General features: G+C 35.8%; 9 protein-coding genes. All 9 read left to right on the top strand.

Annotated elements, in window-relative coordinates; genetic code table 11:
* The first annotated feature begins 1 nt into the window (after position 1).
* The 9 genes from ACFO5O_RS09785 to ACFO5O_RS09825 all read left to right on the top strand — a co-directional run bounded on the left by ACFO5O_RS09785 (position 2) and on the right by ACFO5O_RS09825 (position 13856).
* Positions 2–1024 (top strand): polysaccharide lyase family 7 protein, encoded by a 1023-nt coding sequence (locus tag ACFO5O_RS09785; RefSeq protein WP_387963269.1) that lies wholly within the window; start codon positions 2–4, stop codon positions 1022–1024.
* A 146-nt stretch (positions 1025–1170) separates the two neighbouring features.
* Entirely contained in the window at positions 1171–2445 is a 1275-nt protein-coding gene (locus ACFO5O_RS09790) for an Nramp family divalent metal transporter (RefSeq protein ID WP_387963272.1), read from the top strand.
* Positions 2446–2579: 134 nt separating this feature from the next.
* A complete protein-coding gene (locus ACFO5O_RS09795; RefSeq protein ID WP_387963274.1) occupies positions 2580–2717 on the top strand; it encodes a hypothetical protein in 138 nt (45 codons plus the stop codon).
* Between the two features lie 27 nt (positions 2718–2744).
* Entirely contained in the window at positions 2745–3971 is a 1227-nt protein-coding gene (locus tag ACFO5O_RS09800; protein WP_387963277.1) for a T9SS type A sorting domain-containing protein, read from the top strand.
* A 9-nt stretch (positions 3972–3980) separates the two neighbouring features.
* Positions 3981–6320 carry a polysaccharide lyase 6 family protein gene (locus ACFO5O_RS09805; protein WP_387963279.1) on the top strand — a complete coding sequence of 780 codons (2340 nt, stop codon included), beginning with the start codon at positions 3981–3983 and terminating at the stop codon, positions 6318–6320.
* A 6-nt stretch (positions 6321–6326) separates the two neighbouring features.
* Positions 6327–8594, top strand: coding sequence for an alginate lyase family protein (locus ACFO5O_RS09810; protein WP_387963281.1), 2268 nt, complete (start codon positions 6327–6329; stop codon positions 8592–8594).
* 7 nt (positions 8595–8601) lie between these two features.
* Complete coding sequence (locus ACFO5O_RS09815; protein WP_387963283.1) at positions 8602–8949, top strand: cupin domain-containing protein; 348 nt, start codon at positions 8602–8604, stop codon at positions 8947–8949.
* 311 nt (positions 8950–9260) lie between these two features.
* Complete coding sequence (locus tag ACFO5O_RS09820; protein WP_387963284.1) at positions 9261–12377, top strand: SusC/RagA family TonB-linked outer membrane protein; 3117 nt, start codon at positions 9261–9263, stop codon at positions 12375–12377.
* Between the two features lie 18 nt (positions 12378–12395).
* Positions 12396–13856, top strand: a complete 1461-nt coding sequence (locus ACFO5O_RS09825) for a RagB/SusD family nutrient uptake outer membrane protein (RefSeq protein ID WP_387963286.1) — start codon at positions 12396–12398, stop codon at positions 13854–13856.
* Positions 13857–13868 lie beyond the last annotated feature (12 nt).

The raw sequence follows: 13868 nt of genomic DNA on the forward strand, positions 1-13868 counted from the left end.
AATGAAAAAGCCAGCAATTGTATTATTATCCCTTTTAGTAATATTCGCTTGTAAAAACAAGCCAGAATCGACTTCAGAAGTACCAATAGAGAAAAGTGAAGCTAAAAAATATCCGAGTGATGTGATTCCATTTATGGACGAATGGAGTATCCTTTTAGGAGATGGTACACGCTCCGAAAATTTAGTGAATTTTGAGAAAGAAGGTTTTTTTTATGTTGAAAATGAAGGAAATTCTAACTGGGTAGTATACAAAGCACCCAATTCAGGTATTACCTCACCAAATTCAAGCAATACAAGATCGGAATTAGGTCAAAAATCACGTTGGATACCAGAAACAGGAGGAAAATTAACGGGAAGGTTAAAAGTACAACATGTATCAACCACTGGTGATGCAACGGCTTCTTCTTCATTCTCGGTAGTTGTTGGGCAGATTCATAGTGATGAGGGTCACGAAAACGAACCTTTAAAAATATTTTATAAAAAATTTCCAGAACACGATAAGGGTTCTGTTTTTTGGAACTATGAAATAAACACAAAAGGCAGTAATGATGGCCGATGGGATTATTCAACAGCGGTTTGGGGACATGATTTTTCGGTTGTAGGACCGGATTCTTCTACTTATCCTGAAGAGCCACAAGATGGTATTGCATTAGGTGAAGAATTTAGTTATGAAGTCAACGTTTACGAAGGTATCATGTATCTAACTTTTACTAGTGAAGGACATGAGCCTAAAACATTCACCAAAAACTTATTAAAATCAGATTTTGCCAAAAAATCAGATATTCCTCAACAAATATTAAACGTATATGCCTCAAAAGGACGTGATGGTGTTGAACGTGAAAATGCATATGCCGGGGAAAAGCAGTTTTTTAAACAAGGTGCCTACAACCAAGCAAACGGCAAGTCCACTAAATCAGAAACATATGGAGGAGATATAGCAAAACAATACGCCAATGGAAGTTATACAGAAGTTTGGTTTAAAGATGGTTCGGTTGGTGAAGGAGAAAACCCAAATTTGGAATAATGAACAGAAAATTAAGAGTCCTCCTTTCAGGTACTAGATTTGTTGGGCAAGGTCATATCAATGCCTTTAGGGCCTATAGCCTTAATTAAACCAGGAGAGATCATATCCTACAAAATCAATTGAACAGTCAGAATAATAAATGAATTATGTCAACATCGAAAAACAAATTATCTGTAATAAAAAAAATTATCGCTATAATATTAGGCTTCGGTCCTGGTATTTTTGCCATTGGGTATACCATTGGAACAGGTAGTGTCACTTCAATGATTGTGGCTGGTAGTACTTATGGTATGCAATTATTGTGGGTGTTATTATTAAGTTGTTTATTTTCTGGAGTGCTCATGTTTGCATATGGGAACTATGCATTAATTTCGGGAGAGACTGCCCTATATGGGTTTAAAAAACATATTAAGGGAGGAAAAATACTGGCAATTCTAATTATAATTGGAATATCATTTGGTCAATGGAATTCCTTAATGGGAATATTAGGCATTTCAGCCAATATTATTTATGAAATTTTAGCTATGTATTTTGAAGGCTTGGTTGGATTTCAATATGAAACTGTACTAACTATTGCCATTTTGATCATTGGTGTATTTTATGCCTTGATGCTCGTGGGTAAGTATACATTTTTTGAAAAGATATTGGTCATTTTTGTGACTTTCATGGGGCTGTCATTTATCATATCATTGTTTTTTGTTTATCCCTTGCCTAAAGATGTTATCGCTGGATTAATTCCTTCTGTTCCATCGGTTCCGGGAGGCAAAATGATGGTAGCTGCTTTTGTAGGAACCACCATGGCAGCGGCCACTTTTTTATCAAGACCCCTTTTTATTAGAGGTAAAGGTTGGACCATAGATAATTTAAAACAACAAAAACAAGACTCCATCACAGCCGCTATTTTGGTCTTTATCATTAGTGCTTCTGTAATGGCTGTAGCTTGCGGCGCTTTGTTTCATCAGGGGCAACCAGTCACCAAAGTTCTGGATATGGCAAATACACTTGAACCGGTAGCTGGAAATTTAGCGGTTACTATTTTCTTTTTTGGGACCTTAAGTGCTGGATTATCTTCTATTTTTCCTTGCTTATTAATAGCGCCCTTATTATTGGCCGATTATCAATCGGGTGAATTGGATACCAGTTCAAGGCAATTTAGGATTGTCACATTCATAGCTTGTCTTGTGGCCTTGATAGTCCCTATTTTTGGTGCTAATCCCATAGAAATGCAAATCCTTTCCCAAGTGTTTAATGTATTTGTTCTGCCTATTGTAGTTTTAGGTATAATTTTAATGGTCAATAACAAAAAAATTATGAAAGGATATAAAACTTCTATTTTTGTGAATGTTGGTCTTTTTTCTGCCTTATTGTTCTCTTGTATTATTTCTTATAACGGAATTTTAGCATTATTTGATTTTCTGTAAGTATTTATCCCCTAATAAGTTAAATAATCCATCAAACACATAAATTTATTCGATTTTATTTGTTTAATAAATAAATATGTATATTTTTGGTAAACCAATCTGGTTAACCAATTAATAATTCATAGAATTTGTTGATGAAAACATTAGTACTACAATTTAAAACAGGTGGGTTTACAGCCATCTTTTTTAGCGCCTTTCTTTGTTGCTCTTCAACCAATGAAAATATTGCTGCATTTTCTGAAGAAATCGAAACTATTGATATTACACACTAATCATTATTAACTTTTAGAACTTTTTTTATGAAAACAAAACTACTTTTTACAACACAAAATTTTAAAACACTGTACAGCCTTTTGGTGTTCTGTTTGTGTTTTAATTTCGCATGGACCCAACAGGTTATTGGAGAATTTCCTGAAATAGATGGAGGATTAGAAGCCCAAACCGCAGGCACTATTGGTAATGCAGGCTCCGCTGAAGCTGGTACCCCTCAAGTAGAATGGACAGTATCGTCTTCATCCAGAGCAGCCGTAAGAGAGATAGAAAATGATGCTGCAAAGGCAAGATCCGGAACTTTTTCGGTATCAATGCAGTTATTGGCTTCTGCTGGTGACAATTTAAGACTACAGAGTATATCAACTACCTCACCTACATTCCAAGTCTCAACAGAATATACCATTCAGTTTTTTTATAAAGCTGACTCTAACCCGGGTGACGATCTTGACCCCGGCATCTATTTGAACAACACTACCGGCGGGAGTGCTGGTAACAAAATAGATGCAACAACATTTGTTGCAGGTTCATATACCAAAGCCTATGCTACCCGGACTACAGGCGCTATTTTCAATGCTTCAAACTGGGCAGTGGCTAGGATGTCAGGGAGCAATGAAACATTAGTTACTTTTGATGATTTTGTAGTTTATGCTGGTGCTTATGACGCGACGGCTCCAAATGATCCAACAGGTCCAACTTATGCTAATAATGCTGGAACAGCTACCATTGGGTGGGCAGCACCAGCCGGAGGTGTAGATGGTGGAGGTTATGTAGTATTTAGATACTCATCAATGCCAAACGCGGACAATGACCCCAACCAAAATGGCATTTACAAAGTAGGTAATACCACTACTAACGGAACAGGAGGACTTACAGGAACCGTAGCCCATATTGGAACCGCTACTTCATTTATGGAGCCATATGTTTCAGGAACCTATTACAAAGTATATGCCGTTGATAAGGCGTTTAATTACTCAAACGAATTGGAAATTTCAGATGCTACGTTAAGCATTGCACAAAACAAAATGTTTGATTTGAAAGTATACCCTAACCCAGCCAAAAACTATATTGTAATTGAATCTCAAAAAAATCCAATTTCTAAAATAGAAGTATTTGATGTTTTGGGTAAAAGCGTAACTTCTCAAACCCAATTGTCTAACGATAATATTGACATTTCAAATTTATCTAGAGGCATGTATTTCTTAAAAATATATTCCGATAAGTTATCGATTACTAAAAAAATAATAAAAGAATAAATCAAAATTGTGAATTTTAAACACTGTAAGCACATATACTATGCATTTATTGCTATCGTTTTATATACCTGTTCAAGCCCTAAAAGCAATTCAGGAGTTGTCAAAACTATTGATGAGTTTAATCAAGCGGTAAGCAAATCCCAACCGGGGGATGTCATAACACTGGCCAATGGTGTTTGGAAAAATACAGAATTGCTCTTTGAAGCCAAGGGAACAGCCGAAAATCCTATCACTCTAACAGTGGAAGAAAAAGGCAAAGTCACTCTTGAAGGCGCTTCAAATTTGAGAATAGCAGGAGAATACCTCGTTGTGAAAGGTTTAATATTCGTCAATGGATATACCCCTACCAACGAGGTAATTTCTTTTAGAAAAAGTGAAAATGAGGTGTCAAATAATTGCCGTTTGACCGAATGTGTAATTGATAATTATAGCAATCCTCAACGCGATGAGCAAGATTATTGGATAGCCATTTATGGAAAAAATAACAGAATAGACCATAATCATATTGTAGGCAAAAAGAATTTAGGTGTCACAATGATTGTAGGTTTAGATACTGAAGATAGCAGAGCAAATCATCATCAAATAGATCACAACTACTTTGGGCCACGACCTACCTTTGGTAATAATGGTGGCGAAACCTTAAGAATTGGAACCAGCCATAATGCGTTGGAAAATTCTAATACACTGGTAGAATCCAATTATTTTGATAGATGTAATGGTGAACATGAAATTATTTCTAACAAATCTGGTCAAAATACATTTAAATACAATACGTTTTTTGAATGCACAGGAACCTTAACCATGCGCCACGGAAACGAAACCATGGTCGATGGCAATGTGTTTATAGGTAATGGAAAACCAAGTACTGGAGGTGTACGTGTCATTAATGAAAAACAAACGGTTATTAACAATTACCATATTGGATTGACTGGTTACCGATTTAGAGGCGCTTTTGTAATGATGAATGGCGTACCAAATTCACCACCTAACCGTTATGTGCAAGTAACTGATGCCCTTGTAAAAAATAACACGTTTATTAATTGTGACAACATTCAATTATGTGCGGGAAGCGATGCCGAAAGAAGTGCTCCACCTGTCAATTCTAGTATTACAGATAATATATTCTATCACGAATCAAAATCCAATCTGTTCACAGTTTATGACGATATAAGTGGTGTCACATTTAAAAATAATATTACCAGTAAAAATGTTGATAAAACAATCCCGAACGGTTTCGAAAATGCAGAAATCAAATTGGTAAAGAATGAGCAAGGATTTTTAATCCCGGAATCCAATGCTATTAAAACGAAAATAACTATAAGCCCAAACATAGCTACCAAAGAAAATACAGGCGTTAGTTGGTATTCTAAAGATGTTAACCCAGCAGCTCTTAATTCTGGAAAAACCATTAAAGTAAAACCAGGCATAAATACATTATATGATGTTATTAAAACATCTGAAGCAGGAGATGTCATCGCACTTGAAGCAGGAGAAACCTATTGGCTAACTAAAACTGTAGCCATACCTCATCCCCTAACCTTCAAGACTCTAGGCGATAAGGAAGCAATCGTTTTATTTGAAAAAATGGCGGCTTTTGAAATTCAAAATGGCGGCAGTCTTTCTTTGGAAGGAATAACTTTTGATGGTGCTCAATCGCCAGATTATGCCGGAAATACAGTGATTAGAACGAGTAAAAATTCAATGATAGATAACTACAAGTTGTTTATCGACAATTGCACATTTAAAAATTTAGTTGTCAATCACTCCTTTGATGTCGTTAAAGTATCCAAAAACACCTTTGCCGATACCTTAAGTATTCAAAATTCACGATTTGAAAACATTACAGGTCATATTGTTGCTTTGGATAAGGAAACTGACGATGTTGGCGCCTACAATGCAGAGTATGTAATTATAAAAAACAATAGTTTCAAAGATGTGCAAGGTGCCGCATTAAGACTCTATAGAGGAGGAACAGACGAGAGTACTTTTGGTCCCTTTTTAGAAATTGACCATAATGTATTGGATAACGTAGGACATGGTAAACGAAATAAATACAACGCCGCCATTTCATTATATGGAGTTCAGGTGAATGAAATTCAGAATAACATTTTTCAAAATACCAAAGGGTTGAAAATGCATTTGGTGGTAGGCGAACCTATCGTTAAGGTGCTAAACAACAACTTTTTCAATTCTGAATTAATAGATGTTACCGGAGACCAAAAATATACCATAGAAAATCTTTGGAAAGAAGCTCCTAGTTTTTTGAAGGAAAGTTATAAATTGAATGACAAGTCTCCATTGAAAGGTCGTGCTACAGATGGTTATGACCTAGGATTACTCTACAAATAAATTGATATGAAAATTATATTAAATAGTATTTTGACTGCTACCTGTTGTTTTTTACTTACATCATGTAACACTAGTCAAGCACCTGAAACATTAAACACATCAGAGCCAAGTCATCCTAAATTAATTCTTACGGCTAACGGTGTCAATTCCATAAAATCACAACTTGGAAAAACCCCGCTTTTTGATAAATCTCTTGAAGAAACTAAAGCAGAAGTTGATGCAGAAATTGCACTTGGGATAGATGTTCCAGTTCCTAAAGATTTTTCGGGTGGATATACCCACGAACGTCATAAAAAGAATTTTTTGATACTTCAAAAAGCGGGTGTACTGTTTCAGATTCTGGATGATGAAAAATATGCCATTTATATCCGTGATATGCTCATGGCGTACGCCAAACTTTATCCTACCTTACCGGTTCATCCTCAAACCAGATCATATGCTCGAGGGAAATTATTTTGGCAATGCCTTAATGATTCAAACTGGCTCGTTTATACAAGTCAGGCCTATGATTGCATCTATAATTGGTTATCTAAAGAAGAACGAGATGTTTTGGAAAATGACCTATTTAAGCCATTTGCTGATTTCATTTCCATAGAAAATCCACAATTTTTTAATCGTGTTCATAATCACAGCACCTGGGGCAATGTTGCTGTTGGAATGATTGCCTTGGTTATGGATGATGATAGCTTATTACAACGCGCGCTTTACGGTATAAAAAATGTGAATCTAGATGCTAATATGAAGGACAATGATGGTGGTTTCATTAATAAGGATGGAAAAGTAGGCTTCTTCGCAAACCTTGATGAGCCCTTTTCACCAGATGGTTATTATACTGAAGGGCCCTATTACCAGCGCTATGCGATGTATCCTTTTTTGATTTTCGCAGAGGCTCTTCAAAACAAAAAACCAGAGCTCAAAATTTTTCAATATAAGGATAGCGTGCTTTTAAAATCGGTCAAGACCCTTATCAATTTGTCTGATGCCGATGGGGACTTCTTCCCTATTAATGATGCGCAAAAAGGCATGTCATATTATTCAAGAGAATTGGTTACGGCTGTTGATATTGCCTATCATTTTGGAGGGAATGACCCACAACTTTTAAGTATTGCCCAAAAACAAGATCGCGTAGTTTTGGATGATTCAGGAATGTCAGTTGCAAATGATCTTCAATTAAATAAGGCAAAACCTTTTGTAAAATCCTCAATCGAACTTCGTGATGGTCCAAATGGTGATCAAGGGGGTATTGGGATTTTGAGAAATGAACCTATGGAATTAGTGTTTAAATATGCAGCTCAAGGATTAAGTCACGGTCACTACGATAAATTATCGTATTCAATGTATGAAGATGGTAATGAAGTCCTTCAAGATTATGGATTGGCTCGTTTTGTAAATATTGAACAAAAAGGTGGGGGGAATTATTTGAAAGAAAATACCACTTGGGCAAAACAAACTATTGCACATAATACGGTTGTTCAAAATGAAGCCTCTCATTTTAATGGCGAATATGAAATAGGAAGTATGTACCATTCTGAAGGATACCTATTTGATATTGGAAATCGCAATCTTCAAGTTGTAAGTGCCAAGGAGAAAAATGCCTATCCCGGAACTGAAATGCATAGAACCATGGCCATGATAAAAGATAGCAGTTTAACTAAACCATTCGTTTTGGATATTGTTAAGGTCACTTCCAATAAACCAAATCAGTATGACTTCCCTTTTTATTATTTGGGTCAACTTATGCAGACTAATTTTGAGTACAGTGCTCCGAAATCTTTAGCCCCTCTTGGGGCAGCTAATGGTTACCAGCATTTATATAGTGAAGGTAAAGGGATTTCAGATGGTAACAATTCGACTTTAAATTGGCTTCTCAATGGGAAATTTTATACCTTAACAACAGTGACCTCACAGGGTGACGAATTGCACTTAGCAAGAGTTGGAGCAAATGATCCCAATTTTAACCTACGTCGTGATCCAGCATTGATACTAAGGAAGAAAAATTCAAAAGACGCACTATTTGTGTCAATTATAGAATCTCATGGCACTTATAGTCCAGTTTCAGAATTGGCTATAAACGCCTATAGTAATATTAAGAAATTGGAAGTTTTATTTGATGATTCATATTATACCGCTGTAGCCATTTGGACCAAAGATGAACATTCAAAACTGTTTATAATTTCTAATACAAATAATCAAAAAACACAAAAACATCAAATAAGTATAAATGGAAAGGAATACCAATGGACTGGTCCCTTCACTTTCCAAAACATTAAATAATTAAATTATGAAAACATTTGGAGCAAGTAAAGAATTTTTAATGGGAGATGAAATCCAGTGGGAAACCGTTGGTGAAGGAGTTCAAAGAAAAATAATGGGATATGATGACAAAATCATGTTGGTTGATGTCAACTTCTCTGCAGGTGGCGTTGGCCCTATGCATCAACATTATCATTCGCAAGTTACCTATGTGGTTAGCGGTGAATTTGAACTTACCATTGGAGACCAAACAAAACTAATGAAAGCGGGAGATGCTTTTTATATACCACCTAATGTCATGCACGGGGCAATTTGCAAAAAAGCCGGAAAACTAATTGATGTTTTTAGCCCAATACGTGAAGATTTCATGCAATAATTTCATTTTAAGTAAGAAATATTCGCGAAAATCATAAAATTTTAAACTTTTTTTAAGAAAAAGTTGGAGATAAGAATATTTTCTATATATTTGGTAAACCAGATTGGTTAACCAGTTAATTAATCTTAAAAAAAGGACAGGTGCACGCCTATCCTTTTAAGTCATTACTTCTTTGGAGGGAAGTAAAATTACATGTAGCTACTTTAAACAACATGCTTACTGCAAAAATACTAAACTAACCGTTATCATGCAATAACATGTTTTTAGGTGACTACTTTACACTAACAAGTTTAAAACTAAAACAATTAATTATGAACTTAAAAACTAAGCTAACATTAATCGTAATGCTTCTAGTGAACATTGCGGTTATAGCTCAAGATCGATCTACCATCAGCGGTACTGTGGTTTCCGAAGTTGACAACCTGCCATTACCGGGTGTTAACATTATTATTATGGGTACTACTACTGGAGTCTCTACAGATTTTGATGGTAACTATCAAATTCAAGCCAAATCTGGAGATGTTCTTCAATTTTCCTTTTTAGGCTATGTAACCAAAACAGTCATTGTTGCTAATCAACAAACCATCAACATAGCTCTCGCAGAAGACGCTAGTCAACTTGATGAAGTAGTTGTAGTTGGTTATGGTACACAAAAGAAATCGCATTTAACAGGAGCTATCTCAAAGGTTGTAAACGAAGATTTAGATCAAATTGCAGTAGCCAGAGTTGATGATGCTCTTATTGGTCAAGTATCAGGGGTAAACATTCAAGCCACTAATGCAGAAGCTGGAGGTGCTCCAACCATTACTATTAGAGGGGTTGGATCTATTACAGCCGATTCAGGACCAGCACTAGTCGTTGACGGCGTTGTAGTAAGCTCTGAATTTCTTGGCAACCTTGACATGAATGATGTTGAATCTTTTGAGGTATTAAAAGATGCTGCATCTGCTGCCATTTATGGTAGTGAAGGATCCAATGGGGTTATTTTAATCACTACAAAAAGTGGTAAAGCTGGTAAAACAAAATTCAGCTATCAAACCTATACAGGTTACAAACAAGCCCATGGAAGTGATGATTACAGAAAAAATACAAGAAAGTGGGCTGAAATAGAGCGCGCTGCAACGGGTACACTAACAAATGAAACACAGTATGCCCTTTTATTAGTTGAAACAACTGGAATTGATAGAGATTGGCAGGATGTATTCTTTGACGGAGGAACTATTACAAGTCATTCGTTTGCTGCTCGTGGAGGAACAGAGAGCACAAAATTTAGTGCTTCTTTAAGATATCTTGGCGATGAAGGTGTGGTCATTACAGATGACTACAAATTATATACAGGAAATCTAAAAATGGATTCTGATTTTTTAGGTAAGAGAGCGAAATTTGGTCTTAGTATTACACCATCGTATACTAAGCAAAGACGATTACCAACATCTATCCATAACCCAACTCGTCAATCACCTTGGCTACCTATTTATCATACAGCTGAAACACTTCAGTTTATAAATAGAAGCGCTTATCCAGACGTAGGTGTTGGAGATTACTTCTATGAGAATCATTTACGTAATATAGATATTGATCCTAATGATGGATTTGGTTCAAGTAGACCTCGTACTTCAGGTGATTCAAACCCATATGCACAATATGTTGAAAGAGAGCATTATGATTATAACACCAAATTATATGGGTCAACCTATTTAAGTTTTGAACTTTTAGATGGTCTTACAGCTAAAACATCGCTTGGGGTTACTTTAGAACAAAGAAAGCGAACTCGATGGGATGGCACCAAACATCATGCCTCTGGAAACAGTAGAGCTGCCTATAGTGTGAATAATAGATTTCGTACTCGAGTGATTTCAGATAATACCTTAAACTACAGTAAAGATTTTGGCGATCATGAAATTGATGTATTAGCAGGTTTTACTGTACAGCAAAGAAAATCTGAATCTAGTCAAATAGAAGGTAGTGGTTATAGCAACGATAATCTTAAAAATATTCAAGGGGCACTTCCTACAAGTATTATCGCTACGGAAGTTAATACTGAACTAACTAAAATAGGTTATTTCGGAAGAATCAACTATGCCTTTGCCGACAAATACTTAATATCTGCTTCGTTTAGACGTGATGGAAGTTCTGTTTTTGGTACTGCTACTAAATGGGGTAATTTCCCTGCGGTTTCTGTAGGTTGGAATGTGGCTAAAGAAGAATTCTTAAGAGATAGTGATTTTTTCAACAATTTAAAGTTTAGAGCTAGTTTTGGTCTCACAGGGTCTGAAAATTTTAATGTGGGTAGCGAGGTCGTTAATGTATGGCCCTATTTAGCACTCTTACAAAACAGTAATGCTGTTGTTGGAAACGGCATCCCAAGTGGAGTATCACCGCTTAATATTGCAAATGCTTTACTACAGTGGGAAGCTTCTGAAGAATTAACCGTTGGTTTAGATTACGGGTTTCTTAATAACCGTATTTCAGGCTCATTAGATTATTACCAAAGAACTAGTGATAAATTATTATTGGAAAATCCTGTTTCATATATAACTGGATTTACAAGTGGTATAGTGAATTTAGGAGAAGTTCAAAACAGAGGATGGGAATTTGAGTTAAGAACAAAAAATGTCACTAATGAGAAATTCTCTTGGAATTCCACGTTTATCGCTTCTACCAACCAAAATGAATTGTTGAGTTTTGGTGATTCTAACAATGCTTTGATAGAAGATGATTATGGTAGAAATTCACAATGGATTAATAGAATCGGCCAGCCAATATCTTCATATTGGGGATATGTAGTTGACACAGATAAATACAATGAAACTCAATTTAGAACAACCTATGTGAGTACACCTTGGAATAGAATCAACGGTCAAGCTGAAGATACTATTGTAAAAGATTTAAATGGAGATGGTATTATTACTGCCGATGACAAAACTATTTTAGGTGATCCATATCCAGACTTAATATATAGTTTTACCAACGAATTTAAATTTGGAGATTTTGATTTCTCTTTTATGGTACAAGGGAGCCTTGGTGCACAAATCAATAATATAGGAGATCAATATTTCTTTAACTGGTTTGGAAATGCAACCAGAAGTGGTGGTGCTGCACAAGCAGTTGCCGATGGTCTTGTGCCACACGAATCATTTATTCAAGAAAAAGTATTAACGAGTGAAGTTATTGCAAGTGCAGATTACTTCTCTTTACGAAATGTAAATATTGGGTATAACTTTTCAGAGGATGTAACCTCTAAAATAGGCGTGTCAGATATTAGATTATATGCTACTGCTCAAAATTTGATTTATATCACTGCTGATGATTACCACGGTTTCAATCCAGAACACGATGATAATGGTAATCCTAGAGCTTACGGTTCACAAAGAGCTGGTACACCAATATACAAAACGGTAACCCTTGGTCTGAACATTGACTTTTAATTATAAAACTTACAAATTATGAAACATATAAAATATTTAGTCTTTTCCATTACAGGGTTGTTTTTTATTTCCTGTGATACTGATGAGTTTTTAAATCCATTGCCAGATACTGTAGTTACGCTGGAATCCTTTTTCCAAAGTGATGCAGATGTATTGTCAGGAATAATAGGAATTTACGACGCCTTACAAGGGGTTAATGAAAACACAGAAACTAGTTTAACTAGAGCCAACAGAGGTGTCCAGTTTGAGCATCTTTTAACCGAACATCGTACCGATAATACCAGAAACAAGACCCTAGAGGGATCAAAATCTGATTTTCACAGATATGTAGTTAATGCTAATAATGTGGAATCTGAAGATTATTATCAGTCTATGTACGAAGTTATTTTTAGAGCCAATAATATTTTGAACTATATTGATATAGCTGATGAAGCCAATAGAGCAAAATATACTGCCGAAGCTAAATTTTTAAGAGCCTATGCGTATTTTAAATTAGTTAGGTTGTTTGGAGATGTGCCTTTAGTGACTTCAGTAATATCACCTGTAGATAAGGTAACACCGTTTACTAGGGTTCCAGTAGCAGAGATTTACACACAAATCGTTGCCGATTTACAAGAAGCGGCTAATGTTTTGGACAACACCTACAAATCAAGAGCTTCAAGAGCTGCTGCCCAAGGTATATTGGCAAAAGTGTATTTAACACAACCTAACCGCAATTATACCGGAGCTCAACAATTATGCGAAGCGATTATAAGCGGTGGAAATTTCACTTTAAGACCTAATTATCACGATGTATTTTATTCAGAATTGAATAGTGAGATTATTTTTGCCATTCAATATGCATCGGGAAATCCTAATGAAAGCCAAAGTTTTTCATCTGAATTTACTTCTGGAGCACGTCGTCAAGGAAGAGAAGATGGTCAAAATATCGTGAATGCAAACTTAATTGCAGACTTTGATATGATTGGTGGAATTAGAACTGCGGTCTCTTATGTGACCTTCCCAGATGAAACTGAAGTAACAAAATATTTACCAGATGGATCAGATCTTTCTAATCTTTCAGCACCTACCTATGGTGGAAGTGCAAGAGATGCAGGTAACGATTATATTGCTTTACGTTATGCCGATGTGCTTTTAATGCACGTAGAGGCAATTTTAGCCGGAGGTGCAGCTACCGTTGACCCAAGTGCTTTAGAGTCTTTTAGAAAAATAAGAGATCGAGCCTTCCCAAGTACAGCTCCAAACGCTATAGCAAGTGTAACCAAAGAGGATCTTTTACGTGAAAGACGTGTAGAATTAGCATTTGAAAATCAACGCTATTTTGATTTAAAAAGATTTGGCGTTTTAGATGAGGTATTGAGTGCGCATTCAACACAAATGGGGTATATCTATGATTCAAGAAAGGCATCTCTGCTACCTATTCCGGCAAGAGAAATAAATATTAGTGGTGGCCTTTTAACTCAAAACCCTGGATATTAATATTTAAAAAAT

The organism is Geojedonia litorea (assembly GCF_042654525.1).
GTDB lineage: Bacteria > Bacteroidota > Bacteroidia > Flavobacteriales > Flavobacteriaceae > Geojedonia > Geojedonia litorea.

Bases quoted from the DNA above. Each gene is read 5' to 3' on its own strand.
- ACFO5O_RS09785 (WP_387963269.1), top strand. From the start codon at position 2: ATGAAAAAGCCAGCAATTGTATTATTATCCCTTTTAGTAATATTCGCT.
- ACFO5O_RS09790 (WP_387963272.1), top strand. From the start codon at position 1,171: ATGTCAACATCGAAAAACAAATTATCTGTAATAAAAAAAATTATCGCT.
- ACFO5O_RS09795 (WP_387963274.1), top strand. From the start codon at position 2,580: ATGAAAACATTAGTACTACAATTTAAAACAGGTGGGTTTACAGCCATC.
- ACFO5O_RS09800 (WP_387963277.1), top strand. From the start codon at position 2,745: ATGAAAACAAAACTACTTTTTACAACACAAAATTTTAAAACACTGTAC.
- ACFO5O_RS09810 (WP_387963281.1), top strand. From the start codon at position 6,327: ATGAAAATTATATTAAATAGTATTTTGACTGCTACCTGTTGTTTTTTA.
- ACFO5O_RS09815 (WP_387963283.1), top strand. From the start codon at position 8,602: ATGAAAACATTTGGAGCAAGTAAAGAATTTTTAATGGGAGATGAAATC.
- ACFO5O_RS09820 (WP_387963284.1), top strand. From the start codon at position 9,261: ATGAACTTAAAAACTAAGCTAACATTAATCGTAATGCTTCTAGTGAAC.
- ACFO5O_RS09825 (WP_387963286.1), top strand. From the start codon at position 12,396: ATGAAACATATAAAATATTTAGTCTTTTCCATTACAGGGTTGTTTTTT.